The 24,419-nt window shown below is 52.5% G+C and carries 25 protein-coding genes; 12 read left to right on the top strand and 13 right to left on the bottom strand.

The genetic code is table 11. From position 1 onward, the window contains the following. Positions 1-307: 307 nt before the first annotated feature. From BLS94_RS10755 to gpmA, 4 genes are all read right to left on the bottom strand, one after another. Positions 308-1,096, bottom strand: coding sequence for a HesA/MoeB/ThiF family protein (locus tag BLS94_RS10755; protein WP_090960822.1), 789 nt, complete (start codon positions 1,094-1,096; stop codon positions 308-310). Between the two features lie 483 nt (positions 1,097-1,579). Continuing rightward, a complete protein-coding gene (locus BLS94_RS10760) occupies positions 1,580-3,010 on the bottom strand; it encodes a S41 family peptidase (RefSeq protein WP_090960825.1) in 1,431 nt (476 codons plus the stop codon). Positions 3,011-3,047: 37 nt separating this feature from the next. Continuing rightward, positions 3,048-4,280 (bottom strand): murein hydrolase activator EnvC family protein, encoded by a 1,233-nt coding sequence (locus tag BLS94_RS10765; protein WP_256325394.1) that lies wholly within the window; start codon positions 4,278-4,280, stop codon positions 3,048-3,050. Between the two features lie 120 nt (positions 4,281-4,400). Then, entirely contained in the window at positions 4,401-5,150 is a 750-nt protein-coding gene (gene gpmA / locus BLS94_RS10770; protein ID WP_090960832.1) for a 2,3-diphosphoglycerate-dependent phosphoglycerate mutase, read from the bottom strand. 319 nt (positions 5,151-5,469) lie between these two features. Between gpmA and BLS94_RS10775 the strand changes: the two genes are divergently transcribed. From BLS94_RS10775 to BLS94_RS10795, 5 genes are all read left to right on the top strand, one after another. Continuing rightward, positions 5,470-5,886 (top strand): rhodanese-like domain-containing protein, encoded by a 417-nt coding sequence (locus BLS94_RS10775; protein ID WP_072766716.1) that lies wholly within the window; start codon positions 5,470-5,472, stop codon positions 5,884-5,886. A gap of 10 nt (positions 5,887-5,896) precedes the next feature. Next, positions 5,897-6,154 (top strand): glutaredoxin 3, encoded by a 258-nt coding sequence (gene grxC / locus BLS94_RS10780; protein ID WP_072766717.1) that lies wholly within the window; start codon positions 5,897-5,899, stop codon positions 6,152-6,154. Between the two features lie 175 nt (positions 6,155-6,329). Next, complete coding sequence (gene secB, locus BLS94_RS10785; RefSeq protein ID WP_072766718.1) at positions 6,330-6,821, top strand: protein-export chaperone SecB; 492 nt, start codon at positions 6,330-6,332, stop codon at positions 6,819-6,821. A 2-nt stretch (positions 6,822-6,823) separates the two neighbouring features. Next, on the top strand, positions 6,824-7,309 hold the full coding sequence (locus tag BLS94_RS10790; protein ID WP_072766719.1) for an SH3 domain-containing protein: 486 nt from the start codon (positions 6,824-6,826) through the stop codon (positions 7,307-7,309). After that, a complete protein-coding gene (locus tag BLS94_RS10795) occupies positions 7,306-8,307 on the top strand; it encodes an NAD(P)H-dependent glycerol-3-phosphate dehydrogenase (protein ID WP_072766720.1) in 1,002 nt (333 codons plus the stop codon). Before BLS94_RS10790 ends, BLS94_RS10795 begins: the two co-directional genes overlap by 4 nt. A 40-nt stretch (positions 8,308-8,347) precedes the next feature. On the opposite strand, the gene trmL is transcribed toward BLS94_RS10795, so the two are convergent. Then, on the bottom strand, positions 8,348-8,812 hold the full coding sequence (gene trmL / locus BLS94_RS10800) for a tRNA (uridine(34)/cytosine(34)/5-carboxymethylaminomethyluridine(34)-2'-O)-methyltransferase TrmL (RefSeq protein WP_072766721.1): 465 nt from the start codon (positions 8,810-8,812) through the stop codon (positions 8,348-8,350). 13 nt (positions 8,813-8,825) lie between these two features. Beyond that, positions 8,826-9,506 (bottom strand): ComF family protein, encoded by a 681-nt coding sequence (locus BLS94_RS10805; protein ID WP_090960835.1) that lies wholly within the window; start codon positions 9,504-9,506, stop codon positions 8,826-8,828. Between the two features lie 189 nt (positions 9,507-9,695). Here BLS94_RS10805 and bioB point away from each other — a divergent pair, with 189 nt between their 5' ends. Genes bioB through bioD form a run of 5 tightly spaced genes read left to right on the top strand, consistent with a single transcriptional unit; the run spans position 9,696 to position 14,388 of the window. Then, positions 9,696-10,727 (top strand): biotin synthase BioB, encoded by a 1,032-nt coding sequence (bioB, locus tag BLS94_RS10810; protein ID WP_090960838.1) that lies wholly within the window; start codon positions 9,696-9,698, stop codon positions 10,725-10,727. 55 nt (positions 10,728-10,782) lie between these two features. After that, positions 10,783-11,952 (top strand): 8-amino-7-oxononanoate synthase, encoded by a 1,170-nt coding sequence (gene bioF, locus BLS94_RS10815; RefSeq protein ID WP_090960841.1) that lies wholly within the window; start codon positions 10,783-10,785, stop codon positions 11,950-11,952. A gap of 43 nt (positions 11,953-11,995) precedes the next feature. After that, positions 11,996-12,802, top strand: a complete 807-nt coding sequence (bioH, locus tag BLS94_RS10820; protein ID WP_090960843.1) for a pimeloyl-ACP methyl ester esterase BioH — start codon at positions 11,996-11,998, stop codon at positions 12,800-12,802. 7 nt (positions 12,803-12,809) lie between these two features. Beyond that, entirely contained in the window at positions 12,810-13,700 is an 891-nt protein-coding gene (gene bioC / locus BLS94_RS10825) for a malonyl-ACP O-methyltransferase BioC (protein WP_083569880.1), read from the top strand. A 13-nt stretch (positions 13,701-13,713) separates the two neighbouring features. Then, on the top strand, positions 13,714-14,388 hold the full coding sequence (gene bioD / locus BLS94_RS10830; RefSeq protein ID WP_090960846.1) for a dethiobiotin synthase: 675 nt from the start codon (positions 13,714-13,716) through the stop codon (positions 14,386-14,388). Between the two features lie 235 nt (positions 14,389-14,623). On the opposite strand, the gene BLS94_RS10835 is transcribed toward bioD, so the two are convergent. Beyond that, positions 14,624-15,034 carry a phage holin family protein gene (locus BLS94_RS10835; RefSeq protein ID WP_090960849.1) on the bottom strand — a complete coding sequence of 137 codons (411 nt, stop codon included), beginning with the start codon at positions 15,032-15,034 and terminating at the stop codon, positions 14,624-14,626. Between the two features lie 650 nt (positions 15,035-15,684). Between BLS94_RS10835 and BLS94_RS10840 the strand changes: the two genes are divergently transcribed. Further along, complete coding sequence (locus BLS94_RS10840) at positions 15,685-17,940, top strand: EAL domain-containing response regulator (protein WP_090960853.1); 2,256 nt, start codon at positions 15,685-15,687, stop codon at positions 17,938-17,940. 231 nt (positions 17,941-18,171) lie between these two features. Beyond that, positions 18,172-18,939 carry an MBL fold metallo-hydrolase gene (locus BLS94_RS10845; RefSeq protein WP_090960856.1) on the top strand — a complete coding sequence of 256 codons (768 nt, stop codon included), beginning with the start codon at positions 18,172-18,174 and terminating at the stop codon, positions 18,937-18,939. Between the two features lie 187 nt (positions 18,940-19,126). Here the strand turns inward: BLS94_RS10845 and BLS94_RS10850 are convergent, their stop codons facing one another. The 6 genes from BLS94_RS10850 to mutL all read right to left on the bottom strand — a co-directional run bounded on the left by BLS94_RS10850 (position 19,127) and on the right by mutL (position 24,342). Then, positions 19,127-19,333 (bottom strand): hypothetical protein, encoded by a 207-nt coding sequence (locus BLS94_RS10850; RefSeq protein ID WP_090960859.1) that lies wholly within the window; start codon positions 19,331-19,333, stop codon positions 19,127-19,129. 189 nt (positions 19,334-19,522) lie between these two features. Continuing rightward, entirely contained in the window at positions 19,523-19,810 is a 288-nt protein-coding gene (locus tag BLS94_RS10855; RefSeq protein WP_072766733.1) for a hypothetical protein, read from the bottom strand. Positions 19,811-19,986: 176 nt separating this feature from the next. After that, the gene (locus BLS94_RS10860) at positions 19,987-20,205 is read right to left on the bottom strand and encodes a hypothetical protein (RefSeq protein WP_090960861.1); all 219 of its coding nucleotides are present in this window, start codon (positions 20,203-20,205) and stop codon (positions 19,987-19,989) included. A gap of 468 nt (positions 20,206-20,673) precedes the next feature. Continuing rightward, positions 20,674-20,898: a hypothetical protein gene (locus tag BLS94_RS10865; RefSeq protein ID WP_072766735.1), complete on the bottom strand. Its 225-nt coding sequence runs from the start codon at positions 20,896-20,898 to the stop codon at positions 20,674-20,676. A 339-nt stretch (positions 20,899-21,237) separates the two neighbouring features. Then, positions 21,238-22,377 carry a cupin domain-containing protein gene (locus BLS94_RS10870; RefSeq protein ID WP_090960864.1) on the bottom strand — a complete coding sequence of 380 codons (1,140 nt, stop codon included), beginning with the start codon at positions 22,375-22,377 and terminating at the stop codon, positions 21,238-21,240. A 147-nt stretch (positions 22,378-22,524) separates the two neighbouring features. Continuing rightward, the gene (gene mutL / locus BLS94_RS10875; protein ID WP_090960867.1) at positions 22,525-24,342 is read right to left on the bottom strand and encodes a DNA mismatch repair endonuclease MutL; all 1,818 of its coding nucleotides are present in this window, start codon (positions 24,340-24,342) and stop codon (positions 22,525-22,527) included. Positions 24,343-24,419 lie beyond the last annotated feature (77 nt).

Raw genomic sequence — 24,419 nt, forward strand, 5'->3', positions numbered from 1 at the left:
AAATCATCTTCGATGCACTAAAATGAATTCCTTTCCTTATGGCACAACGTTAACTGCAAAACTGTTTCGGTAACCTTTTTCTATGGCGCAACGCGCCCTACCCGTGAAAAATACAAGGATGGCACACGAAAATCGCTGCAGCCCAATAATATGGAACGACCGAACGGGTGAAATAATAATCCCCAAGCCTAAGACCGGCTGAGAAAATATAAATATCGTCTTCCTCATATAGAAGCTTGTGAGATAGGGATGACTCGATGCACCGTGAGATCAGTGAGGATTTGTTAGGCGGCGCTCGAGTGCGTGCCTATTCGGTCATAACTGGCTCAGTTGTATTGCGTGCAGGCTCATCCGTACCGCATGCCGTGCATGCCGGGTCCTTATTCAGTTTGACTGAACGCCATTCCATCATCAAACCATCGAGCAGCAGGAGACGCCCATTCAGCGTTTCACCGATATTCAGCAGGATCTTTAGCGACTCGGCTGCTTGCACACAACCAATAATCCCTACCAGTGGCGCAAACGCACCCATAATAGCGCAACGCATATCCTCATTTTCACCAGTTTCAGGAAACAGGCATTGATAACAGGGGCTGTGCTCCTGGCGTAGGTCGAATACGGCAACCTGTCCATCGAAGCGCACTGCTGCGCCCGATACAAGCGGTTTTTTACGAATGATACAGGCCTGGTTGATGGCAAGCCGGGTGGAAAAATTATCGCTCGCATCTACCACGACATCGGCATTCGCAACCACCTTCAACAATTTCTCCTCATCCATGCGCTCATTTAGCGTAATCACGTTGACTTCGGGATTGATTCCGGCAAGTGTCTTTTTGGCGGAATTCGTCTTGGTCGTGCCGATACGACCAGTGGTGTGAATGATTTGGCGCTGGAGATTGGTCAGGTCGACTTCGTCACTGTCGCAAATGGTAAGTTTGCCGACACCACTTGCGGCGAGATACATCGCCGCAGGCGAACCCAACCCGCCTGCACCGACAATAAGTACATGTGACCGAATTAAAGCTTCCTGCCCTTGTATGCCGATTTGCGGCAATAAAATGTGGCGGCTGTAGCGCAGCAGTTGGTCGTCATTCATTGGTCACAATGGCGAGCGGTTGTTGAGGCACTGGAGCAAGATTCATTGTTGCCGGCAGAGATGGACGGCAAAACGGCTTACAGGACGACAATATATGCCCATTGCCTGCTAGTATGGCGGCGGAATTATTGGGGATGTAATTCTCATGCGATGAGATGCACTTTGCTGTTGATGCCCTATTGCTCAGTGTAAGCACGTGTGCAATAGGGCAGGCTGGCTGAGCTATAAAAATAGCTCGCATCGACACGACATCTATTGCCTTATGATGGAACTAGGTATCTGATCCTTTGCAGGCCGCAAACTGCCAATATACAACGTAGGGCGTGCAATAAGAAAAGCGTGCTAGGCCGAATGACGATCTCTTTTACAGCCGGCGTGCTTCTACATAACCTGAGCAAGCTTCCAATTGCCAGTAACGCGATCTACGGAGGAATTATCTATAGCTTCTCTAATTCCTCCGCTTTGTGACAATCGCCGGTTGAATCAATTCGTTATTTTTGCCGAGTTCTTGTTCGCTGGGCTAGCTTTGAAATAATTCATCGCCTGGGTCAGCAACAGGTCGCCGCTGGAGCCAAATTCCGCTGGGGGCTCCTGTTTCTTGTTTTTATCCTCTCCGTTCTCCGGTTTGAGTATCTTGGCCTCGGGCTTGGGTGCTACCTTTATCGCTTCTGTCGCAGGTTTGGCCTCTTGTGGTTTTCCATTGGACAGGTGGCGGTCCAGGTCGGCTTCGCGCAAACGCTCAAATTCATCTTTCGCGGATTCGTCGAGGATATCGGGTGTAATCCCCTTGGCCTGGATGGATTGTCCGTTAGGCGTGTAGTAACGCGCAGTGGTGAGCTTTATGGCCGTGTTGTTACCCAACGGCAGGATGGTTTGCACCGACCCTTTCCCGAATGTTTGCGTGCCCATCACGACGGACCGTTTGTGATCCTGAAGCGCGCCTGCGACAATCTCCGAAGCAGAGGCCGAGCCGCCATTTACCAGCGTAATCATTGGCACCGTCTTGATCGCCGCCGGTAGCCGCTTCAGATAGTCGCTTTTTGTATCGCGCAGGTAGAATTCAGGGCTGGCTTTGAGCTTCATCTTGGCATCTTCAGTACGGCCATCGGTATACACCACCAGCGAATTGGCCGGCAGGAAGGCGGCAGACACCGCTACGGCACCGTTCAGCAAGCCTCCGGGATCGTTGCGCAGATCCAGTACCAGCCCCTTCATCGGCACGGTACTCTCTTTAAACAATTTATCGATGGCCTTGGTCAGGTTTTCGCCCGTTTGTTCTTGAAACTGCGTGATGCGTATGTATGCATAACCCGGTTCAATCAGCTTCGACTTGACGCTCTGTATCTTGATGACTGCCCGTACCAGCGTGAACACCAGCGGTTTGGTCTCACCCTTCCGCAACACGGTGAGGGTTATCGAGGTGTTGGGTTTGCCCCGCATACGCTTGATGGCATCGGTAAGCGAGAGGCCTTTGACTGCAGTATCGTCCAGCTTGATGATAAGGTCACCCGGTTTGATGCCTGCCCGAAACGCGGGCGTGTCTTCGATTGGCGAAATCACCTTGACGAATCCGTCTTCCATGCTGACTTCAATGCCCAGTCCCCCAAACTCACCCTGCGTACCGATTTGCAGTTCCTTGAAGGCGTCCATGTCCAGATAGGCTGAATGTGGATCCAGGCCGGTCAGCATTCCGTTGATCGCCTCTGTGATAAGTTTCTTGTCTTCTACCGGCTCGACGTAATCGCTCTTGATGCGACCGAATACTTCAGTGAATGCGCGGAGCTCTTCGATTGGAAGAGGATGCAGCACCCCCTGGGTTTCCTTGTCGGCATTGGCAGAAAAATTGAGGCTCAGCATCACGCCGGTGATCACGCCGAAGATGACCAAGCCAAAGTGCCGCATCTTGTTACCCATTAAACGTTCTCCACATTTGTCCACGCAGTGTCGTTACTCATTTTATTCTGACCCAGTTCAAAGGGTCAAACGGTTTGCCTTGATGGCGCAATTCAAAGTATAAACCGGATTCGGGGTTACCACCGCTGTTTCCCACCGTAGCGATCGTATCCCCTCCGCGAACGGAATCCCCCACCTTTTTATGGACGGTTTCGTTATTACCGTAGAGGCTCATGTAGCTGCTGCCGTGATCTACAATCATCAGATTGCCGAATCCTCTCAGCCAGTCGGCAAATACGACGCGCCCACCGGCAATGGCTTTCACATCTCCACCCATAGCCGAACGAATGAATAACCCTTTCCATGTAATACCCCCATCAGCACGTGGACTACCGAAGCGGTTCGCAAGTTCCCCCAGTACCGGCAAACTCAAGCGGCCTTTCAACGACGAGAACGGGCTTCCATGGGTAGAAGCGTCGGGCAATCTCTCGTTGCTAAGGGAACCGGGACCGCGCGAGGAGCTCCGTTTTTTCCGCGCGAGCATTTTAGCGATTTTGTCTACCAGCCGAGCCAGACGATCTTCGTCGCGCTTGAGCTTGCTGATTTCAAGCCGCTGCTGATCGGCCTGGAGCGAAATCTGTGCGAGCAGTTCTGCGCGCTCGGCTTTTTTTCTCTCAAGGTGTTTTTTATGCTCGGCCTGCTTAGCCTGGATCGCAGTTATTTCCGCAGTTTTTTCGCGGCTTTGGGTGGCGAGCGCATCAAGCCGTTGAAGATTTGCGCGGAGAGCATCTATTTCCTCCATGCGTGCGCGGGAGAGATAGCCGTAGTAATGCAGATCACGGGCAATTTCATTCGGGTCTTGCTGATTGAGCAAGAGGCCCAGATACTCTTTTTTACTACCTCCATCCAAATATTGCCGGTAAAGCAATTTGCCCAATTGCAACTGTTGCGCCTGGATATCCTCCGCGACCAGCCCGGACTGTGTTTTTAATTGGCTTAGCTTTCCATTGGCTTCATGTTGCTCCCGCGCAAGCGCTATCAACTTACGATTGGCGGCGTTGATAGCCTGCTCCGCTTCGCGCAGTGCACCAGCCGCTCCCGATTTCGACTCCTCCGTATCCGCCAGTTCTTCCTGTAAGCTTTCAATTCGACTGCGCAGTTGCTTCAGCTCTTCCTTTTCAACCTTGGGAGCTGCATGAAGCGAATGCGGCAGTATCAGTGCCCCAGCCAGAATAAGCTTGCAAATCACACTCAACCATATATTGATATCGCGCAGGAATGAAATTTTCAACCGTATCTTTACCGAAGAAGCCATACGCCACGGGCGCGATACAGATTCACCTGGAGAAACTGCCAAGCTACGATGAAGACTATCGTACGTACAAATGAAACGGATGAGTAGAACTCATGGCTAAGGTGATATTTTCCCCTGATTTGCTACAACCTGCATCGCTTGTTCGATCTCTGCCTGATCGCCGAGATAGTAACTTCGAATAGGTTTCAGATCTTCCTCAAGTTCGTACACAAGCGGAACTCCTGTAGGGATATTGAGTTGCATGACATCTTGCTCGGAAAGATTGTCGAGATACATCACCAGCGCTCGTAGCGAATTGCCGTGAGCAGCGATGAGTATGCGCTGACCGCATTGGACCTGGGGTGCGATGGTTTCGTTCCAGTAGGGGAGAAACCTTGCGACGGTATCCTGCAGGCATTCTGTCAGCGGAACATCTTCTCTCTTTAAATTACGATAGCGGGGATCGAAGCCGGGGTAGCGTTCATCCTCCGGGCTGAGCGCGGGTGGTCGAACATTATAGCTGCGCCGCCAGATCTGCACCTGCTCTTCGCCATACTTGAGTGCTGTCTCAAGCTTGTTCAAGCCTTGCAGCGCACCGTAGTGACGCTCGTTCAATCGCCACGTTAAGTTAACAGGAATCCACATCTGATCCAGTTCGTCCAGCACGATCCATAAGGTGCGAATCGAACGCTTCAATACTGAAGTATATGCAATATCGAACGTAAACCCGCCTTCCCGCAGCAAGCGCCCGGAATTTTGCGCTTCTTCCACACCTTTTGGAGATAAATCCACATCGGTCCAGCCAGTGAACCGGTTCTCCTTGTTCCACGTGCTTTCTCCATGCCGCAGGAGGATGAGTTTTTTCATATTGTTTATAGAAAGGATGAGATTTTCCGCAAAGCGGTTTGAAATGCTATAGTATTTTAATGTATTTCGGGCACGGCCGCAGCATGGGAGAGAGGTTCAAGCCTGAATACCCTGAATACCAGAGGGTTCCCAAGACGAAACGAACTGATTTTTGCCGCCCGGCGCCACATTTGCCAATACATGGCGCCCATAACCTGGTGGTCCAGTCGGACTCTGCGCCGACCAGTCATGGGAATGTGTACTTCTTTATCCGCGGAACAAGAGAATTCCTCAATGTTCCCGTCTCTGATAAAATCCACGGTCAAGTATATCAAGGAGTATGGACGTGTCATTCTTGCAAAACAATATAGCGCTTATCGTGGCTGCTCTGGCCAGCGGTGGCATGCTGTTGTGGCCGATGCTGACGCGCCGCTCCGGCGGCGAGGTGGACACACTGGTAGCGGTTCAAATGATCAATTACAAGGACGGGTTGGCGCTGGACGTGCGCGAAGGTAGTGAATACGAAGCGGGCCATTTACCCAATGCAAAGCATATCCCTGCGGATAAGCTTGAGCAACGGCTCTCCGAGCTTGAAAAATTCAAGGACAAGCCGATTGTATTAATACATCGCACCGGAACGAATTCGTCGGGCAAATCTCGTTCTATCTTGCGCAGCAATGGTTTTACGCACGTATATAACCTTGCAGGCGGCATCGATGCGTGGCGGCAGGCAAACTTGCCGATAGTAAAAAAATAAAGGGGTGCCGATGACGAGGGTAGTCATGTATTCCACGGCTTTCTGCCCGTACTGCATAATGGCGGAGCGAATGTTGCGTGCCCGAGGGGTGACGGAAATAGAAAAAATTCGTATAGATCAGGACCCCGCACGGCGTGCCGAGATGATGGAAAAAACGGGACGCCGCACCGTCCCGCAAATTTACATAGGCGACACTCATGTGGGTGGCTACGATGACCTCGCAAAGCTTGACCGCACCGATGGACTGGTAAAGCTCCTTGCAATCTGATTGGCGTTGCGATAGAAAAAATAAAGTGAGCTTAGCCTTGGTAAAGCGAACATTGAGCCGATGCCAGCTCAAGATTCCAGAATCTGTATCGCCTACGGCGAGCATGCTTTACGCTAACACGATATTTTCGATTACTCTTTCTTGATTATCCTTTTGATTATCCTATGGGCCCCATATGAGCGACCAGCAGCAGCCGGTTTTCAGCATTGAAAAAATCTACGTTCGGGATTTGTCCCTTGAGATACCTAATGCGCCACGAATTTTTCTTGATCGCGAAACGCCCGAGGTCAACATTCAGTTGCATACCAAGAGTGAGCGCATTGATGAAGGCATGTATGAAGTATTGCTGACGATAACCGCCACCGCGAAAGTCAAGGAAAAGACGATGTTTCTGGTAGAGGTGCAGCAAGCGGGCATTTTTCAGATTCGCCATGTGCCTGAAGCTGAAATGGACGCCGTGCTGGGCATTGCGTGTCCTAATATTCTTTTCCCTTACTTGCGTGAAGTGGTTTCCGATATTGTTACCCGTGCCGGATTTCACGCCGTGATTCTAAGCCCTGTCAATTTTGAAGCGCTTTACTATCAAGGTAAACAGCAAGCCGAGCAGAATTCAGCAACGGCAGAGAAGGTGGAAAAAACGGAAGAAACACAAAAAATAACGCATTAGATATGAAATATCCGTGGGCCGGATTATTGAGAATGGTCCTGCTGAAGCGGGCTCTGACGCAATTGTGGATTGTGGTGCTGACGTTTCCGGCGCCTGCCATTGCGGCGCTGGAGTTTTTCTCGATAAACGATGATGCCGTCATTATGTACGACGCGCCATCACTCAAGGCCGTTAAGCTATATGCCGCAAGTCGTGATCTACCGGTAGAGGCCGTGGTGAAAGTCGAAGGCTGGGTCAAGATTCGCGATAGCGAAGGTACCCTGGCCTGGGTAGAAGCAAAAGCATTGAGCGAAAAACGCCATGTCATCGTTACTGCCCCTCTCGCAGAGGTGTATCAGGCTGAGAATACAAGTTCGCCGCTTGTATTCCAGGCGCAGCAAGGCGTCATCATGGAATGGCTCGAGTCAGCAGCCAATGGTTGGGTCAGAGTGCGCCATCGCGATGGTCAAAGCGGTTACGTCAGAGCAAACCAGGTCTGGGGTTCATGAGAATAACCGTTTTGGGCGCGGGCGCCTGGGGAACTTCCCTGGCGATCAGTCTCAGTGCGAATTCCAACTCCGCTCACCAAGTCACTTTATGGTCCAGGGATCCGCAGCATGTTGCCGAGCTTGTTTCCGAGCGTGTCAACAAGCGTTATTTCCCCGCTTTTCCCTTGCCCGACTCTCTGCGGTTGACGTCAGCTCTCGATGTGGCTGTTGAAGCGGCGGAACTCGCTCTGATCGTTGTTCCGGTTTCAGGGTTGCGCGCGACATTACGTGGAATTGTTGCCTGCGGAAAACCCGTACCGATCATATGGGGATGCAAGGGATTCGAGGCAGGATCCGCGAAGCTTCCTCATCAGGTTGCGGAGGAAGAATACGATGGGATGGCGCCTTGCGGCGTTTTGTCGGGCCCCAGTTTCGCGCAGGAAGTCGCGCAGAACCTTCCTGCCGCCTTGACTCTGGCATCTCATGATGTGGACTTTTCACGGAGGGTTGCGGCCCAATTGCATACCGCGAGATTGCGCGTTTATTCATGCAGCGATATCGTTGGCGTGGAAACGGGTGGGGCAGTCAAGAACGTGATATCGATTGCCACAGGAATCTGCGACGGCCTCGCACTTGGCTACAATGCCCGAGCGGCGTTGATTACGCGAGGTCTGGCCGAGATTGCCCGTCTGGGCCTCAAACTCGGCGGGTGTATGGAAACGTTCATGGGATTGACCGGCCTGGGCGATTTGATACTGACCTGCACCGGTGATCTGTCACGCAACCGGCGAGTGGGACTCGCGCTTGCAGCAGGGCGTCCGTTGCCGGCAATACTGCGGGAATTAGGACATACCGCCGAGGGAGTTCATACAGCGGGGGAAGTATTGCGGCTGAGCCAGGAGTTGAAAATCGAAATGCCGATCACCAGAGCGGTATGCAGCATACTTCATGATGGGGTGCCGGCACGAGAAGCGGTGGAAGCGTTGCTTAACCGCGAGCCGAAGACCGAAAATTATTGAACCACTGGAGGGTGGGTAGAAGCCCTTCTTGACCCAGGTTTTATTTGGCTTTCCCGAAGCCCATCTGGCGCCAGGCTTCATAAACGACCACCGCAACCGTATTGGACAAATTGAGGCTGCGGCTACCGGACACCATGGGCACGCGGATGCGGCGTTGCTCGGGAAAACTTTCCAATATCTCAGCCGGCAGTCCCCGGCTCTCCGCGCCGAAAAGAAATGCATCTCCGCTCTCGAATGAAGCCAGGTCATAGCGATGTTTTCCCTTCGTAGAGGCAGCAAAAACGCGGCGACCCTCCAGTTGCTCCGCGCACGCTTTCCAGCTTGCATGAACCGTCATGCTGGCAAACTCGTGATAGTCCAGCCCGGCGCGCAGTAACTGCTTATCTTCCAGAGTAAAGCCCAGGGGCTGGATGAGATGCAGCTTCGAACCTGTATTGGCGCACAGCCGGATAATGTTGCCGGTATTGGGTGGGATTTCAGGCTGGTACAGGATTACGTCGATCATTCGGGTTCGGGAATCATGGAAATTTATCGTGGCTGGAAAGCGTTCTTGCTACCACCCATCCACTCACATGTGCAGCCCCGCTTTTACGCAATGCCTTCGCCAGTTCATTCAATGTCGCACCGGTAGTCATAACATCGTCCAGCATGGCAACGTGCTTGCCTCCGAGATCCGCCTCGCATGAGAATGCGTTACGAATATTTTTCTCGCGTTCTTTCCATGGCAGCCCGGTTTGGGAGGGCGTATCTTTGATGCGACGGCAGATACCCGGCAGTAACGCGACGCCGGATTTTCTCGATACGCGCCGGGCAATTTCGAGTGCCTGATTAAAGCCTCTTTCGCGCAGTCTGGCGGGATGCAGCGGCATCGGTACGATGAAGTCCGGTAGTGCATCGGGATCAATCCGCGCTATCAGCAAATCTGCTAGCACCGAGGCCATGGCAAGGTTCGCCTGATATTTTAGCGAGTGTAGCAGTGCATCCACCGGGAAGGCATAACTCATCGCTGCCACGCTATGATCGAATGCCGGCGGCTTTGCAAGGCAAGCACCGCAGATACGAGATTCCGCCAAGGGTAATGCACACACGGCACACTGATGGGGTGGCGAATGAGGCAAACTGTCCCGGCAAGATGCACAAAAGTCGCCAGTGGCGCTGGCGCCACAGAGCAGGCAGTTATTTTTGAATAACGCCTGCATAATATTTAATCTGTTGTCCAAAAATTTCTATTAAAAAATTGACAAGAAAAGCGCAATCCATAATGATACAGGTCATTCTGAATGATGGGATTGGTTTGGCGCTTCCCCCGCGCTTCCGCTCCTTCGTTCATTGTAGCGTAGGCGAGTCGGACAAACGCTTACGAAAATATAACGTGATAAGGATGTGGTATGAGCCAGCTTACTTCCAACGTAATCTTTAATCTGGAACGATGTCCGGATAACACTGGGGGCAAATTCGCTGACGAGCTTACCGGCACGGCAGCTGAATCAACGCGATGGGATATTGCCCGGATCGAGGCATTACTGGATTTACCTTTCAACGATTTGATTCACCGAGCCCAGTTGGTTCATCGCCAACATCACGATGCCAACGCAGTGCAACTCTCGACATTGATTTCGGTCAAGACCGGTGGCTGTCCCGAAGACTGCGGTTATTGCCCTCAGGCAGCGCGCTATCACACGGATGTCAAGAATCAGGAAATGTTGGGTCTTGACGAGGTGGTGGCAACAGCGACGGCGGCGAAGGCACAGGGGGCCTCCCGCTTTTGCATGGGTGCCGCATGGCGCGGGCCCAAGCAGCGAGACATCGAGAAAATGACGCAAATGGTTAGTGCTGTCAAAGCGCTGGGGCTCGAAACCTGTGCCACGCTTGGTATGCTGAAGCCGGGGCAGGCAGAGCAGCTCAGGCAAGCCGGACTGGATTACTATAACCATAATCTCGACACGGCTCCAGAATTTTATGGGGAAGTCATCACGACCCGTCATTACGAGGATAGGCTGGACACTTTGCAAAAAGTGCGCCGTGCGGGCATAAATGTGTGCTGTGGCGGCATTGTCGGCATGGGCGAGTCGCGTCATGCCCGCGCTGGTCTGTTAGCTCAACTGGCCAACCTCGATCCTTACCCGGAATCCGTTCCCATCAATCATCTGGTGCAAGTGGAAGGTACACCGCTTCATGGTACCGCGGCCCTCGATCCCCTGGAATTTGTACGTACCATCGCGGCTGCGCGTATTACCATGCCTACCGCAATGGTAAGGTTATCCGCCGGTAGGCAGGAGATGTCGGATGCCGTGCAGGCGCTATGTTTTCTTGCCGGCGCCAACTCGATTTTCTATGGCGACAAATTACTCACTACCGGCAACCCGGAAGCCGAACGCGACAAGGCGTTATTTGACAAATTGGGGTTGAGCCCGATATAGGTTCCTCAACCCTAAAATAGCAGATCTCCTGCCGCTTAGCTGCGAAGCCTCCCAGATGCGCAACAACCTCGCTGAACACCTGCGCGAACAACTACGCGGCCGGGAGAGGGAAAAGCTGTACCGTCGCCGCCTGACGCTGGAGGGCCCGCAAAACACGCACGTCTGTGTGGAAGGACGAGAATATCTCTCGTTTTGCAGCAATGATTACCTCGGCCTCGCCAATCATCCACAGTTGATTGCAGCGGTCTGCGAAGGAGCCCGGAAATATGGGGTCGGCGCAGGCGCTTCCCACCTGATCAGTGGGCATTTCTCGGCACACCATGCGCTGGAGGAAGCGCTGGCGCACTTCACCGGCTTTTCCCGGGCATTACTATTTTCCACTGGATATATGGCTAATGCAGGGGTGATCACAGCATTGGCGGCGCGTGGCGATACGATATTTTCCGACAAGCTCAATCACGCTTCGCTCAACGATGCCGCACTGCTTTCTCGCGCGAAGTTTATCCGCTACCCGCACCTTGATCTGGCTGTGCTGGAACGCCAACTCGCTGCATCTCAGGCGAAACATAAACTTGTGTTGACCGATGCGGTGTTCAGCATGGATGGAGATATTGCCCCGATGGCCAATCTGTTGGCGTTGTGCGAAAAATACAATGCCTGGCTGTTGCTCGACGATGCGCATGGGTTTGGCGTGCTTGGCCCGCAGGGGAGGGGAGTGTCGGCACACTTCAATATCCGTTCGCCGCGCATTATCTATATGGCAACTCTCGGCAAGGCGGCAGGTGTATTCGGCGCTTTCGTCGCCGCAGAAGCGGAGGTTATCGAAACCCTGGTTCAGTATGCGCGAAGCTACATCTATACCACGGCGGCTCCCCCGTTATTGTCCCACGCCTTGCTCACGAGCCTGGAGTTGATCGAGCGAGAAGAGTGGCGGCGCGAGAACCTCGTGCAACTTACCGCAGCGCTTAAACGAGAAATGCAATCGTTGCGCTGGAAACTATTGCCGTCGGATACTGCCATCCAGCCCCTGCTCATCGGCGAAAGCGAAAAGGCCTCGCAAATCAGCGCGGCGCTACGTGCGTACGGAATCCTGGTTCCGGCAATTCGTCCGCCTACCGTTCCGCAAGGCGCGGCCCGGCTGCGGATCTCATTGTCCGCTACACATGGAATGGAAGACGTTGCACGGCTGGGGAAAGCGCTAAGAGAACTGGATAGCAACTCGTGAAGCGCCGAATAATGATTCCCGATGGTCGCGGGTTCCGTGGCCAATGAACCTTCATATTGAATCGATCGGATCGGGTCCCGATATTGTTCTGCTGCACGGATGGGCCATGCACAGCGGTATGTGGCGGGACGTATCCGATCATCTGGCCCAGCATTTCCGGCTGCATCTGGTAGATTTGCCGGGGCACGGCTTCAGCCGGAACTCCAGTCCGGCTCATGCACCGGGTTCGCAAAGTGCTACGCTTGAAGGCATGGCTGAGATGCTCGCGGATGTTTTGCCCGCAAGCTTTATTGTTTGCGGATGGTCGCTGGGCGGACAGGTGGCCATCGAACTTGCATTGCGAGAACCATTACGTGTCAGAAAACTTGCGTTGATTTCCACCACTCCCTGCTTTGTCAGACATAGCGACTGGCAATGGGGAATGGAGGCCGCCACGTTGCAATTATTCACGGAAAATTTGAAACGGGATTATTCCGTTACCATGAAAAGATTCCTGACGTTGCAGATAAGTGGCGGCGGCAGCGGCACAGCCTCAGCATTGGTGCAGTTGCGCAAGAGCCTGTTCGAACGCAGTAAACCGGATGATGCCGCGTTGGAGGCGGGATTACAGATTCTGTTATCGAGCGATTTGCGTGGCAAAATCAGAAATATCAGGCAGCCGGTTTTACTTTTTCAGGGTGAGAATGATGTCATTACGCATCCTGATGCAGCAAGATGGATGAACCAGCAGCTGAAAAATTCGGAGCTGATCATGCTGCCAGGCTGCGGCCATGCCCCGTTCTTATCTTATCCCGATCGATTTGTGACCGCCATGCTTCGGCTGGCTCATCCGCTAACGTATGGGCATTGAAAACCAAGTGAACTACGACCATACCATCGATAAGCGCCAGATGCGCAACGCTTTTGGACGGGCAGCCCCGCATTACGACCAGGCGGCGGTGTTGCAGCGCGAAATTTGCCATCGTATGCTGGCGCGTCTCGAATACATTAAATACAAACCGGATGTCATCCTCGATGCCGGCAGCGGCACGGGTTACGGCACACGCGAATTACTCATGCGCTATCCGGCGGCCCGCCTGTTGGCGATCGACATTGCCCCGGCAATGCATTTGCAGGCCCGGCCTGCGATACCCTGGTGGCGGCAATTATTGAAGTCTGTTGGAGACAAGCGTGGGCATCATGCCAACTATATCGTGGGCGACATAGAACAGATACCGTTGGCGGATTCGTGTGCGGGTCTTGTTTGGTCCAACTTGGCGCTGCAATGGTGCAATGACCTCAAGCAGACATTTGCCGAGGTACGTCGAGTCCTGCAAACCGGCGGTTTATTCATGTTCAGCACCTTTGGGCCAGATACGTTGAAAGAGTTGCGCCAGGCATTCCGCCACATGGATGACTACAATCATGTCAATCGCTTCACGGACATGCACGATATCGGCGACATGCTGGTACATAACGGTTTCGCTACGCCTGTCATGGATATGGAATATATTACGTTGACCTATGATGACGTGATCGGCGTAATGCGCGATCTCAAAGCCATCGGCGCCCATAATGTCACCCAGGGAAGGCGGAGGGGGTTAACCGGGAAAAACGCGTGGCAAAAAGCGATAAGCCAGTACGAGATTTTGCGGAAAGAAGGAAAATTACCCGCGACCTTTGAAGTAGTTTATGGCCATGCCTGGAAACCCCAGCCGCGAACAACCATCGTTACACCTGAGCTCAGACGGCAACTCGGCCTTGCCTGAGCGGCGACTTCTTATGTCAAAAGGTTATTTCATTACCGGTACCGGTACGGGTGTAGGCAAAACCCTGGTTAGTTGTGCGTTGCTGCATGCTTTTGCGGCACAGGGCAAAACTGCTATAGGCATGAAACCGGTGGCGGCGGGTTGTGAGAACGGTAAATGGGTGGATGTGGAATTACTTGCAGCCGCAAGCAATGTCACCGCACCACGCGAACAGATAAACCCTTACGCATTAGTCCCACCGATTGCACCGCATATTGCGGCGAGCCGGGCGGGCATCGACATCGACATCAATATCATTCTTCAAGCCTGCCTGGAACTGGAAAAAATTGCCGATGTAGTGATTGTCGAGGGCGTCGGCGGTTTTCTCGTACCGCTCAATGACCATCAAGACAGTGCCGACATGGCGAAAGCATTGGGTTTACCGGTGATTCTGGTCGTAGGGATGCAGCTTGGCTGCCTTAACCATGCGCTGCTGAGCGCCCAGGCTGTGCGAGCGACTGGGCTGCCGCTCGTTGGATGGGTGGCGAACCAGATCGACTTCCAAATGACCGCGCTCGATGAGAATGTGTCCGCCTTAACGCAGCGGCTGGGCTGCCCACTTTTGGGCGTTCTGCCATTTGAGCCCAATGCCGATACCGAAAAATTGTCGATGTTGCTGAACGTTGCGGAGATGGAGGCGGAAGCCTAGCAGCCTGTCTGACTTAAAGGAAATCGGCTGCAAAAGCGTCTGGCTGGTTTTATATTCTGCCGCTTTTTCAGCCAATAGAATAACTATTGGCCTTCAAAATCCTCAAAATCTGCCCTCACCCAGTCACTTTTTCGCTGCGATTCTTTAGTCCGACAGGCTGCCAGAACTCTCGTTCATACTTTATTCGGAGTGGATGGATAATGTACACATACCCATCCACTCACATTCTGCTGTCTCAGATCATTATGCCTTGAGGGGCGGGGACCGCGGGGACATTGAGCAGCGTATCTTCTGATGGGAAAATAAGCATACCTGCGAATATGCTAATGATCGTTACGACGATACTCGCAAAAAATGCGGTCCAAAAGCCGGAAATCTTGAACCCCGGGACGAGCGTCGATACCAGAAGCATCATGAGGGCATTGATGACCAGCAAAAAAAAACCAAATGTGATCAGTGTCAATGGAATTGTTAAAACGATGACGGCAGGTCTGATGACAGCATTAGCAAAACCTAACAGCAGCGCCGATATGAGTAGGGATTTTTTACTTGTAAACGAAATGCCGTGAAAGAGAAAGCTCGTTAGCCATAGCGAGATCGCGATTATTGCCCAGTGTGCCAGAAATACAGTTATGTTGTGTAGCATGGGTCGGTCCGGAATTTATTCGACGGGTAGTATATCGTACGATTTGCTGGCGGATGAGGATGAGCGAGAGTGCCGATATTCGCTTGGACGAGATTACAATTATCACCTTTTCGGTTTATACTGATTTTTTGCTACTCCAAACATGGAAGAAGATGTCCTCCATTGGAAGGTTACCGGCCAGGACGGCGCTACTGCACGAGGATGTCATTTCCACGTTGGCCTGATTGCTTATCGGCAAATTTTACAATAGATATTACTGTCCCCCTGTAAAAACCCCTTCATGCCCGGAAACAGTGCCTTTAAGAATTTGGCACGAATTCTGCTTATGTTCAATAGTGCATCCTCTGGCTAAAGGCCGGTTCCAGTCCCCGTTCATGTTCAATGGTTCGATGTTTCTCATCCAGTATTGTTGCTTACGATGAACAGGACTATGATGCGTTCGCGTAGCTATTGCGCCGCACTCGAAATGGGCGTTTTCTTGATCCATTAAGCGAATGATGCGTCCTAGGTGCGAGCGAAGGGAAGACAGGTGACGAGCGACAGGTGACGAGCATAAATCGAATTATCAAGCGTTAAGATGGGCCAAAGATGGGCAACCAATACGGATAAACCATTGCTAATGGTTTTGACAAAACATTAAGTAGAGCTCCATGACGACTTCTTCCGATATTCTCAATGCCAGCATCCTGATCGTGGACGACAGGAGAGTTAATGTCGAACTGATCCGTGCCATGCTCTCTGCCGCTGGCTACACATCAATTGCTTCGACAGTGGATCCGCTCGAAGTTTGTGATCTCCATCGCGCTAATCGATATGATCTCATTCTGCTCGACCTGATGATGCCAAAAATGGATGGATTCCAGGTAATGGAAGGCCTGAGGCTGGTCGAATCAGAAATAGATCGCGAGGCCGGGCCCCGGCTTGAATCGGACGGACGTCTCCCTGTTCTGGTGATCACTGCCCAGCCGGAGCATAAGGAGCGGGCATTGCGTGCCGGTGCGAAAGGCTTTATCACCAAGCCCTTTGACCGCCTCAACGTATTGACTCATATCCATGATGTGCTGGAAATCAAATTGCTGCAGAAAGAGCTGCAACGATTTATTTCGGGCCTTGACGCCACGCAAAACGTGCGGACGGCTGCCCAGAACGAAACGGGAGAGCTGGTCGATCAGCTTGCCGCCAACCTCCCTCAAATCTTCTGGATATGGGATATCCATGATAAAACGTTTCGTTACGTCAACCCCGCTTGGGAGAAGATGACGGGCCGGCGTATCGCGCGCTCCGACACGCCGGAAAAATTTCTCGAGGCGGTTCATCCGGAAGATATGGAACGAGTCATTCGTGAAGCGGCCGAGTTGCCGCACGGCGGAGCCGATCATGATTATCGGCTGCTCCTACCGGATAATACGATACGCTGGATGCATTCCCGCACCTTTCCGATAAAGGATTCGATGGGGGTATATCGAGTTGTAGGGATGATGGAAGACATTACGCTTCGCAGGGAGGCTGACCAACAGCTACCGCAGCTTGCGCATTATGACGCTCTTACCAGCCTCCCCAACCGTATTCTGTTTGATGAATCGGTCCAGAAGATCATCAAACAAGCCGAAATGAATCACCGTATCATCTCCCTGCTATTTATCGGTATCGATAATTTCAAAAGTATAAACGACGCGCTGGGGCATGCGTTGGGGGACGAATTGCTGCGTCAGTTCAGCCATCGTCTACTGGAGTGCTTGCGTATCACCGACATGGTTGCGCGGCTGGGTGGCGATGAGTTTGGCTGCATACTCGTTACTCCTGACGGTTCAGGGGATGCGAGCATGGTTGCGAGCAAGATCCGGGAAGCATTACGCCAACCTTTCACCTTGCAGGGTCATCAAATCACAGTAACAGCAAGCATCGGAATCAGCATTTATCCGTCGGATTCAATGGATGCGGACACCCTTATCAAAAATGGCGATGCCGCGATGTATCGGTCAAAAAGGGCTGGCAGAGATACTTATCGTTTCTTTACGGCAGAAATGAACGCACGGGCAATCGAGAAGCTGGATAAGGAAAATGCGCTGCGGGAGGCCCTCGACCGAAATGAATTCGTTTTACATTATCAGCCGAAAGTCGAGCTCTCGATGGGCCGGATCACGGGGGTGGAAGCACTGATAAGATGGAAGCGTCCAGGGTACGGTTTCGTCGCGCCTGCGGAATTCATACCAGATCTCGAGCAAACCGGATTGATCAACCGGGTGGGCGCCTGGGTTATCGATAGTGCATGCAGGCAGATCGCGGAGTGGCGTCGCGCGGGAGCAGGGGAAATTCCGATATCGGTCAATGTGTCCGGCAGGCAATTCCTTCAGAGTACGCTCAACGAGGACGTCATTCGGGCGACGCAGGAGAACGATGTGCATCCGGAATTGCTTGAATTTGAATTGCAAACAGAAAGAGCGCTGAGGGAGAACAGTATCGATTCCGATTTGCTGGAATTAGAGCTGACCGAGAGTTCGCTGATGACGCACGCCAGAAAAACAACCGGTATTCTCAAGAGATTGAAAATACTGGGGGTCCAGATTTCGATTGATGACTTCGGGACCGGCTATTCGAGCCTCGCCTACGTAAAACGATTCCCTATCGATGTGTTGAAAATCGACCGTTCCTTTATTATGGAAATTACTACAAATTCGGCGGACGCTGCAATCACAACCGCAATTATCGACATGGCCCACAGCCTTAATGTCAGGGTGGTAGCCGAAGGCGTGGAAACGGTTGAACAACTCGATTTCCTGCGTGAGCGCGGGTGCGACGAAATCCAGGGTTATTATTTTGCGCGGCCGCTTCCCCCGGATAAAATATTCGAATTACTTTCAGGTAGTAACAGGGTTCTCAAGCCAGGGCCCCCCGTTAACGTATAATCCTGAATCCTCCTGAGCAAGCTAACCCCAACAAAACGAAACTCACGGGGTACAAAAAATCCCTTTCGATCATCGGGCCTCGTTGCCAGCCCGGGGAAAACAGTGGGCCGACTGGATTCAGGTTCAATGGGTGGCACAAATCCGGAGGTCGACCTGTATGCCGAAAAGACCGAACGGCTCTCTCATGTCTCTGTATTGTTTTTTTTCAAAACTTTTTCTTTCTGATCAAACATGCGTTTTGCCTGTTTAGGTAGCGGTTCACAAGGTAACGGTCTTGTAGTCGAAGTAGCGGATACCCGATTGCTGCTGGATTGCGGTTTTACATTGAAGGAAACCGTCATTCGGCTTGCACGGCTCGGCCTCGAGCCCGGCATGATCGATGCAATTGTCGTCACTCACGAGCACGACGATCATATCGGTGGAGTAGCACGCTTTGCGCGCAAATTTGGCACTCCGGTATGGCTTACGCACGGTACCCTGCGCAGTGCAGAGAAGGCGCTTGCGTTATTGCCGGGAGTTAATGTTATAGAGGACTACCAGCGTTTCTCCATCGGGGACATCGAGATTGAGCCTTATCCGGTTCCACACGACGCTCAGGAACCCGCGCAGTTTGTATTTGGCGATGGCGCATCGCGGCTGGGCGTTCTGACCGATACCGGGTGTTCCACCCCCCACATCGAGGCGATCTTGAGCCACTGCCATGCGCTGGTGCTGGAATGCAATCACGACGCGCAGATGCTCGCAAACGGCAATTATCCGCAAAGTCTCAAGCGACGCGTAGGGGGGCGTCTGGGCCACCTCGAGAACACTGCCTCAGCGAATCTTCTGGCAAGTCTTGACTGCAGCCGCCTTCAACACGTGATCGCGGCGCATTTGAGCCAAAAAAACAATACTCCGCTGCTTGCGCAAACAATGCTGAGCAGCGCCTTGAACTGTGAAGTAGACTGGATTGGCGTCGCGGATCAAAGCGATGGCTTTAGCTGGCGCCAGCTGATCTGAAAGACTCATTGCATGGTTCAGTTTGTAGATACAACCTGTGGAACGAAAAAAGCCGCCCCATCTCAAGTGGAGGGCGGCTTTTTTCGGTGGGATATTGCTTACTTCAGCACATTCAAAACCATTTTTTTTGTTTCGCCGGTGTCGCCAACATAACGCTATCTTTCTTAGGCGGACTCGACCCTGGTATCTATTTCGCTTCGGTGGACGAAGGGCCGCTGTCAGCAGAATCGCCTGTGCTTTCTCCAGCAGCGGAATCCGGCTCAGCAGGGGCGGCCGATTGCGATGTAATCTTGGCGAAATTATCTTTTTCCTGTTCGGGAAGTGCCTGGTTTGGCTTGCCACAGGCGGTCATGGCGAGTACCGCAAGGGTTACAGCAAGTAATGTGAGTCTCATTATCTAATTCTCTCCAAGTTGATTTAAAACTTAAACTTAATGTGGCAAAAACGTTTTGCTTTTCAGGCGCAGGCCGGACAACGAGTTCCGCAAATGGATGATATGGAGGTTGATGCGAGGTTATCCAGTGCGCTTCTGATCAATAAAAAAGCCATCCTGAGGATGGCTTTTTTTTGCCTGCGCACTTTATTAGTGAGCGGCTGGGATGGCGCTTTGACCTTCCTTTATGGGGTTGCCATTGCCATCAAGCGCGTGCCCGGGGAGAACGGCTTGGCCTGAGAATTCGTCCTCGCCATCCGGAGCAGCGGCAGTTTGTTCAGTTGGGGTACCGGCAGCGGCACGTTCTTGATCCATCGTCGTGCCTTCTTCTGTTCTGGTTCCATATGTAGTGGAATTCTCAGGCAAGGCTTGTTTTGGTCTGTCGCACGCTGTGAGAGCAAGTGCCATCAAAGCAGCGGCAAGAAGTGATAGTTTCATTATCGGGGAGTCCTTAATAAAAATAGAAATAGGTTGTCGCGGATCATATTATATAGCAAAAATACCCCCAAACAAGTCGAAATTACCTCAAAACTGTGGCTGAGTTTGGTATCCGCGAGCTTTCGATTGAGTCATTGATCTTGTAGACCCTATTGATGAATAATCACATCAGTTTTTTATTTGGCAGGTTCTTCTTTTTTTACATCACCATCACTTGTCGCGCCCTGACCGCCCGCCGCAACGTCGGCCGAAGGTTTATCAAGTTCGTCAAAATTGGGCGCTGAGTCACGTTCAACCGAAGCGGAGGGAGGCGGCTTATCCATAGGATGTTTTTTGCCGTCACAAGCGGTCAGCGTCAATGCCGTTACGGCAGCGGCGAGGAGCATGTATTTCATATTAATTCATCCTATAGTTTCAAAGAGAAACCGTAGTGTAACAAAAGCTCCCGGATCATTCAAACTAGCCATACGAAGTAGGTCGTTTTCCGGAAATCATTTACCGATCGGCGTAGGGGCAGCCAAATCAGTCTGCGTCCCGTGATACCGTTCCTGTACCACGCCCTCACTCATGATGCGGCTGTTCAGATACGCCCGGATCAGCCGGATTACTCCAGCGTCGGGGATGCGCGGTTCATGCTCGTTCGCCTGGGTCGGTTGCGTCTTCCATCCGGTTCTTCTTCATCGGATCGCAGCTTCGCTTCACGCTTCCTCCCCACGCTTAGTCACCCTCACGCAGTTGTGCTTTGCTTCGTTCGCTGTGATCAACTTACGGTGGGACTTTCACCCACAAGAGTGTGCCCATGCTAGGCGCACATGAAAAATGCCGCCCCGGAGGACGGCATTATCAATTCTGCCCCATTACGATTAATTTGCGGGCTTGTCGTCAGTGGATTTTTTTGATTCGGCTTCAGCAGCGCTTTCTTTCTGTGCCGCATCAATTTCCGCATCACTAAGTTGCCCTTCACGTTTATCCCAAAGGCTGGGTGGATATTGCCCCGGTTTTCCTTCCCCCGGGGTTTTCTCTCTCATTTGATCACAAGCGCTAAAGGTCAGTGTCACCAAGGCGGCGGCGAGGAGCGAGTATTTCATTGTTTTAATCTCCTTTATAGGTTTAGACGAATAAATTATACGAGCGTTTCGGCCATATCTGAGAAACGACCATAAATCTGAGAAACGACCATTTTTAATAGCCACTATCTTAATAGCAGAATTCAGAAATGTTGTCTAGTCGTTGCCTCTCAGAGCTCCAAGAAATAGCGGCAAATCGTCGATGGGCGAGCCTTACAGGCATTTGGCGGAATGCCGGCCAACAGTTTTTACCTCTACAGCGCGGTAAATTTTGATGGCCCAGACTACGCTTTCGCCGTTACAAAATTTGTAGTCCGGATAAGCTCGTCCGTTCCGCCGCTAGCCTATAAGCTAGTGAAATTATGCCACGTCTGCCGGTACCTTTACTATTTCGACATAACCATAGAGGTACCACGGGTAAAGCAGGGCCAGAGCCTCATCGTCGAGCTCTTCCACCATTGGCAGCGCAAGGTGATCGGCTAATTTTCCAAGCAGCCTGCATGCCGCGGCGCCTGCAGTATACGCGTCGCCATTCAAAAAAATATTTTTGCCTCTGCATAACATTCGGCTTTTTAGATTCAGTTGCAGCTTTCCTTCTTTAACCTGATACGCGAATTCCTGCTGAGTTACGGGATTCGACGGTGGCGTAAAAAAAACATGATGTTTAGGCTCGGTCAGGTAGATTCCCAGGAAACGTTCTATATCAGTCGAGCCCCAGCTGATCTTGCTGAGCACTGCTTCCACCTGTTGCAACATATCCGGGCTGATGCGTCCCGGGTGCGATTGGAAGTCAAGATTCGGGTCATGATAAATTCCCTCAACTTCGGTGTGATCCTGCAGGTAAACGAGAAATTGAATAACGAGCTCCTGATAGGTTGGCGCTCGGAAACCGATGGAATAGGTCATGCAATGGCCTTTAGCGACCCCATGATGTGCATAGTTGGGGGGCAGATACAGCATATCGCCGGGTTCCAGCATCCATTCCTGTTCAGGTCTGAATTCCCGCAGGATTTTTAGCGGTGCGTCCGTCACCAGCCTTTTATCCTGCTGGGCTGAGATCTGCCAGTTTCTGCGCCCCATGCCCTGGAGCAAAAAGACATCGTATGAATCGAAATGAGGCCCGACGCTCCCTTCCTCAGGGGCATAACTGACCATCAAATCATCAAGACGAGCGTGCGGGATGAAATTGAATTTCAGTAGCAATTCACGGGCTGACGGTAAGAAGTGGTTGATGTCCTGCACCAGCAGCGTCCAGTCTTTTGCCGGCATACGTGAAAAAACGCGAGATGTGAAAGGCCCATGCCTAACCCCCCATTTTCCCTTCTTCCGGGTTATCAGACGCGACTGCGCGTCGTCATGGCAGGCGAGATTGATAAGGTCCTCGCGAGTCAGAAGACCCTGAAATCCTGGCAGGGCTCCGCGCACGAGCAAAGGTTTCTTTTGCCAGTAATCCCGGAGAAAATTTCCCACCGAAATATCCCCCAGCAGCTTACTTTTCATTACCGGTCACAATCCGATATGGGCTTTCCATAAAAATGGCCTGGTTTTCCTGTTCTTTACGCACCCCATCCTGCCGGCAAATTTGGCAATCCAGCCTTTCCAGGCGAGGCGCCATGCGGAGACGCGGTCTGAGCGCCGGCATCAGGCTCATCTGCCGCGCATGAACATCTTATCGAGATCCGCAAGACTGATTTCGAACCAGGTGGGCCTGCCGTGATTGCATTGGCCGGCGCGTTCGGTTGCTTCCATTTCACGTAGCAAGGCATTCATTTCCGTGACGGTCAATACGCGGTTGGCGCGAACTGCGCCGTGACAAGCCATGGTGGAAAGAATCTCGTTACGTTTGCTGGTCAGTACGCGGCTGGCGCCGAACTCGCGGATTTCGGTCAATAAGTCGCGTGCAAGCTTCACTACGTCAGCATCCTTGAGCGTGGCCGGTACCGACCGCACCACCAGCATGGTTGGCGAAAGTGCGGAGATTTCAAACCCAAGTTCTCGTAAAGTCGCGCTATTTTCTTCAGCCGCGGCAACGTCCAGGCTATCCGAGTGAAATATCGCCGGGATCAGCAAGGGCTGCATCGAGAGCGTATGGTTATCCAGCGCTGATTTGAGTTTCTCATACAGAATCCGCTCGTGCGCGGCATGCATATCCACGATAAGCAACCCGCGTTCATTCTGCGAAAGAATGTAAATGCCGAGGAGTTGCCCCAAGGCGAAACCCAATGGCGGAACGTCGCACTTCCCGGTACCGGGAAGTGCTGTCGGAGTTTCCGCCGATTCTGGGTTGCGGCTATCGGCACCGAACAGCGCAGGGTAGAACGCCTGTGATTGGGCTATGCCTAAAGGCGGAGCAAGCGGTATGGTATTTTGTCGCGAATAAGCGGAAAACGCGGCGGTTGGAGCGCCAGCGCCAGTCTCACTGTGGTCACTGCTTTCCTGCCGTCTTCCGCCCGCGGGGAAAGACGCGGCGGATAGGGGCTGCGGCGATGCCAGCGCTTTATCGATTGCATGAAAGACGAATTGATGCAGCGCGCGCGGATCGCGGAACCTTACCTCGATCTTGGTGGGATGCACATTCACATCCACGCCCTCGGCATTCATTTCGAGGAATAGGACAAAAGCCGGGTGCCGATCCAGATGGAGTATATCCCGGTAGGCTTCACGTAGCGCATGCGCGATCAATTTGTCACGCACGAACCGTCCATTGACAAAAAAATACTGGGCGTCTCGAGAAGACCGGGAATAGGCGGGCGATGCCGCAAGGCCCCAAAGACGCAAATCCGCCGCCTGCTCCTCTATGACTACCGAAGTTTCGCTGAACTCATTGCCCAGTATCGCCTCGATGCGAAGTCGTGCGTCCGCCGCACGTAAGTGGTTGCGTACGACGCCGTTGTGTTGTAGCGAGAACGCGATATCTGCGCGCGACAAGGCAATGCGCTTGAATACTTCCTCGCAGTGGGATAATTCAGTAACTTCGGTCTTTAGAAATTTACGCCGGGCAGGGGTGTTGAAGTAGAGATCATGCATTTCCACCGTGGTGCCGCGGGAAAGTGCGGCGGGTTCGGGCGTTGACAGCCGGCCCCCTTCGGTTTCTATCCGCCAGGCATGCTTTTCTTCAGCCCTGCGGCTCGCCAGCGCAAGCCGCGAAACGGCAGCGATGCTTGCCAGCGCCTCCCCCCGAAAACCGAGGCTCGCTACTTTTTGTAAATCTTCCAGGGAATCGATCTTGCTGGTGGCGTGTCGGGCAAGCGCAAGCTGCAGATCATCCTTGGAAATTCCTGTTCCGTTATCCGCTACCCGGATCAGTTTGATGCCACCCTGGAAAAGTTGTACGGTGACTTCGGTGGACCCCGCGTCTACGCTATTCTCCAGCATTTCCTTGAGTGCCGCGGCGGGACGCTCCACTACCTCTCCGGCCGCAATCTGGCTAATGAGCAGGTCGGGTAGCGGCTTGATTGCATTCATAAGCAAATTCAACAAAAATTTACTGCCATTATTCTAAATCCGGCAGTTGGACGAGGTGGAGTGAGCGGTTTTTGGGG

The sequence above is a fragment of the Nitrosospira sp. Nsp18 genome (assembly GCF_900103145.1).
GTDB lineage: Bacteria > Pseudomonadota > Gammaproteobacteria > Burkholderiales > Nitrosomonadaceae > Nitrosospira.

What these genes read in the sequence shown, in the direction of transcription:
- BLS94_RS10755 (WP_090960822.1), bottom strand. Translation starts at nt 1,096, where the DNA reads ATGAATGACGACCAACTGCTGCGCTACAGCCGCCACATTTTATTGCCG.
- BLS94_RS10760 (WP_090960825.1), bottom strand. Translation starts at nt 3,010, where the DNA reads ATGGGTAACAAGATGCGGCACTTTGGCTTGGTCATCTTCGGCGTGATC.
- gpmA (WP_090960832.1), bottom strand. Translation starts at nt 5,150, where the DNA reads ATGAAAAAACTCATCCTCCTGCGGCATGGAGAAAGCACGTGGAACAAG.
- BLS94_RS10775 (WP_072766716.1), top strand. Translation starts at nt 5,470, where the DNA reads ATGGACGTGTCATTCTTGCAAAACAATATAGCGCTTATCGTGGCTGCT.
- grxC (WP_072766717.1), top strand. Translation starts at nt 5,897, where the DNA reads ATGACGAGGGTAGTCATGTATTCCACGGCTTTCTGCCCGTACTGCATA.
- secB (WP_072766718.1), top strand. Translation starts at nt 6,330, where the DNA reads ATGAGCGACCAGCAGCAGCCGGTTTTCAGCATTGAAAAAATCTACGTT.
- BLS94_RS10790 (WP_072766719.1), top strand. Translation starts at nt 6,824, where the DNA reads ATGAAATATCCGTGGGCCGGATTATTGAGAATGGTCCTGCTGAAGCGG.
- BLS94_RS10795 (WP_072766720.1), top strand. Translation starts at nt 7,306, where the DNA reads ATGAGAATAACCGTTTTGGGCGCGGGCGCCTGGGGAACTTCCCTGGCG.
- trmL (WP_072766721.1), bottom strand. Translation starts at nt 8,812, where the DNA reads ATGATCGACGTAATCCTGTACCAGCCTGAAATCCCACCCAATACCGGC.
- BLS94_RS10805 (WP_090960835.1), bottom strand. Translation starts at nt 9,506, where the DNA reads ATGCAGGCGTTATTCAAAAATAACTGCCTGCTCTGTGGCGCCAGCGCC.
- bioB (WP_090960838.1), top strand. Translation starts at nt 9,696, where the DNA reads ATGAGCCAGCTTACTTCCAACGTAATCTTTAATCTGGAACGATGTCCG.
- bioF (WP_090960841.1), top strand. Translation starts at nt 10,783, where the DNA reads ATGCGCAACAACCTCGCTGAACACCTGCGCGAACAACTACGCGGCCGG.
- bioH (WP_090960843.1), top strand. Translation starts at nt 11,996, where the DNA reads ATGAACCTTCATATTGAATCGATCGGATCGGGTCCCGATATTGTTCTG.
- bioD (WP_090960846.1), top strand. Translation starts at nt 13,714, where the DNA reads ATGTCAAAAGGTTATTTCATTACCGGTACCGGTACGGGTGTAGGCAAA.
- BLS94_RS10835 (WP_090960849.1), bottom strand. Translation starts at nt 15,034, where the DNA reads ATGCTACACAACATAACTGTATTTCTGGCACACTGGGCAATAATCGCG.
- BLS94_RS10840 (WP_090960853.1), top strand. Translation starts at nt 15,685, where the DNA reads ATGACGACTTCTTCCGATATTCTCAATGCCAGCATCCTGATCGTGGAC.
- BLS94_RS10845 (WP_090960856.1), top strand. Translation starts at nt 18,172, where the DNA reads ATGCGTTTTGCCTGTTTAGGTAGCGGTTCACAAGGTAACGGTCTTGTA.
- BLS94_RS10850 (WP_090960859.1), bottom strand. Translation starts at nt 19,333, where the DNA reads ATGAGACTCACATTACTTGCTGTAACCCTTGCGGTACTCGCCATGACC.
- BLS94_RS10855 (WP_072766733.1), bottom strand. Translation starts at nt 19,810, where the DNA reads ATGAAACTATCACTTCTTGCCGCTGCTTTGATGGCACTTGCTCTCACA.
- BLS94_RS10860 (WP_090960861.1), bottom strand. Translation starts at nt 20,205, where the DNA reads ATGAAATACATGCTCCTCGCCGCTGCCGTAACGGCATTGACGCTGACC.
- BLS94_RS10865 (WP_072766735.1), bottom strand. Translation starts at nt 20,898, where the DNA reads ATGAAATACTCGCTCCTCGCCGCCGCCTTGGTGACACTGACCTTTAGC.
- BLS94_RS10870 (WP_090960864.1), bottom strand. Translation starts at nt 22,377, where the DNA reads ATGAAAAGTAAGCTGCTGGGGGATATTTCGGTGGGAAATTTTCTCCGG.
- mutL (WP_090960867.1), bottom strand. Translation starts at nt 24,342, where the DNA reads ATGAATGCAATCAAGCCGCTACCCGACCTGCTCATTAGCCAGATTGCG.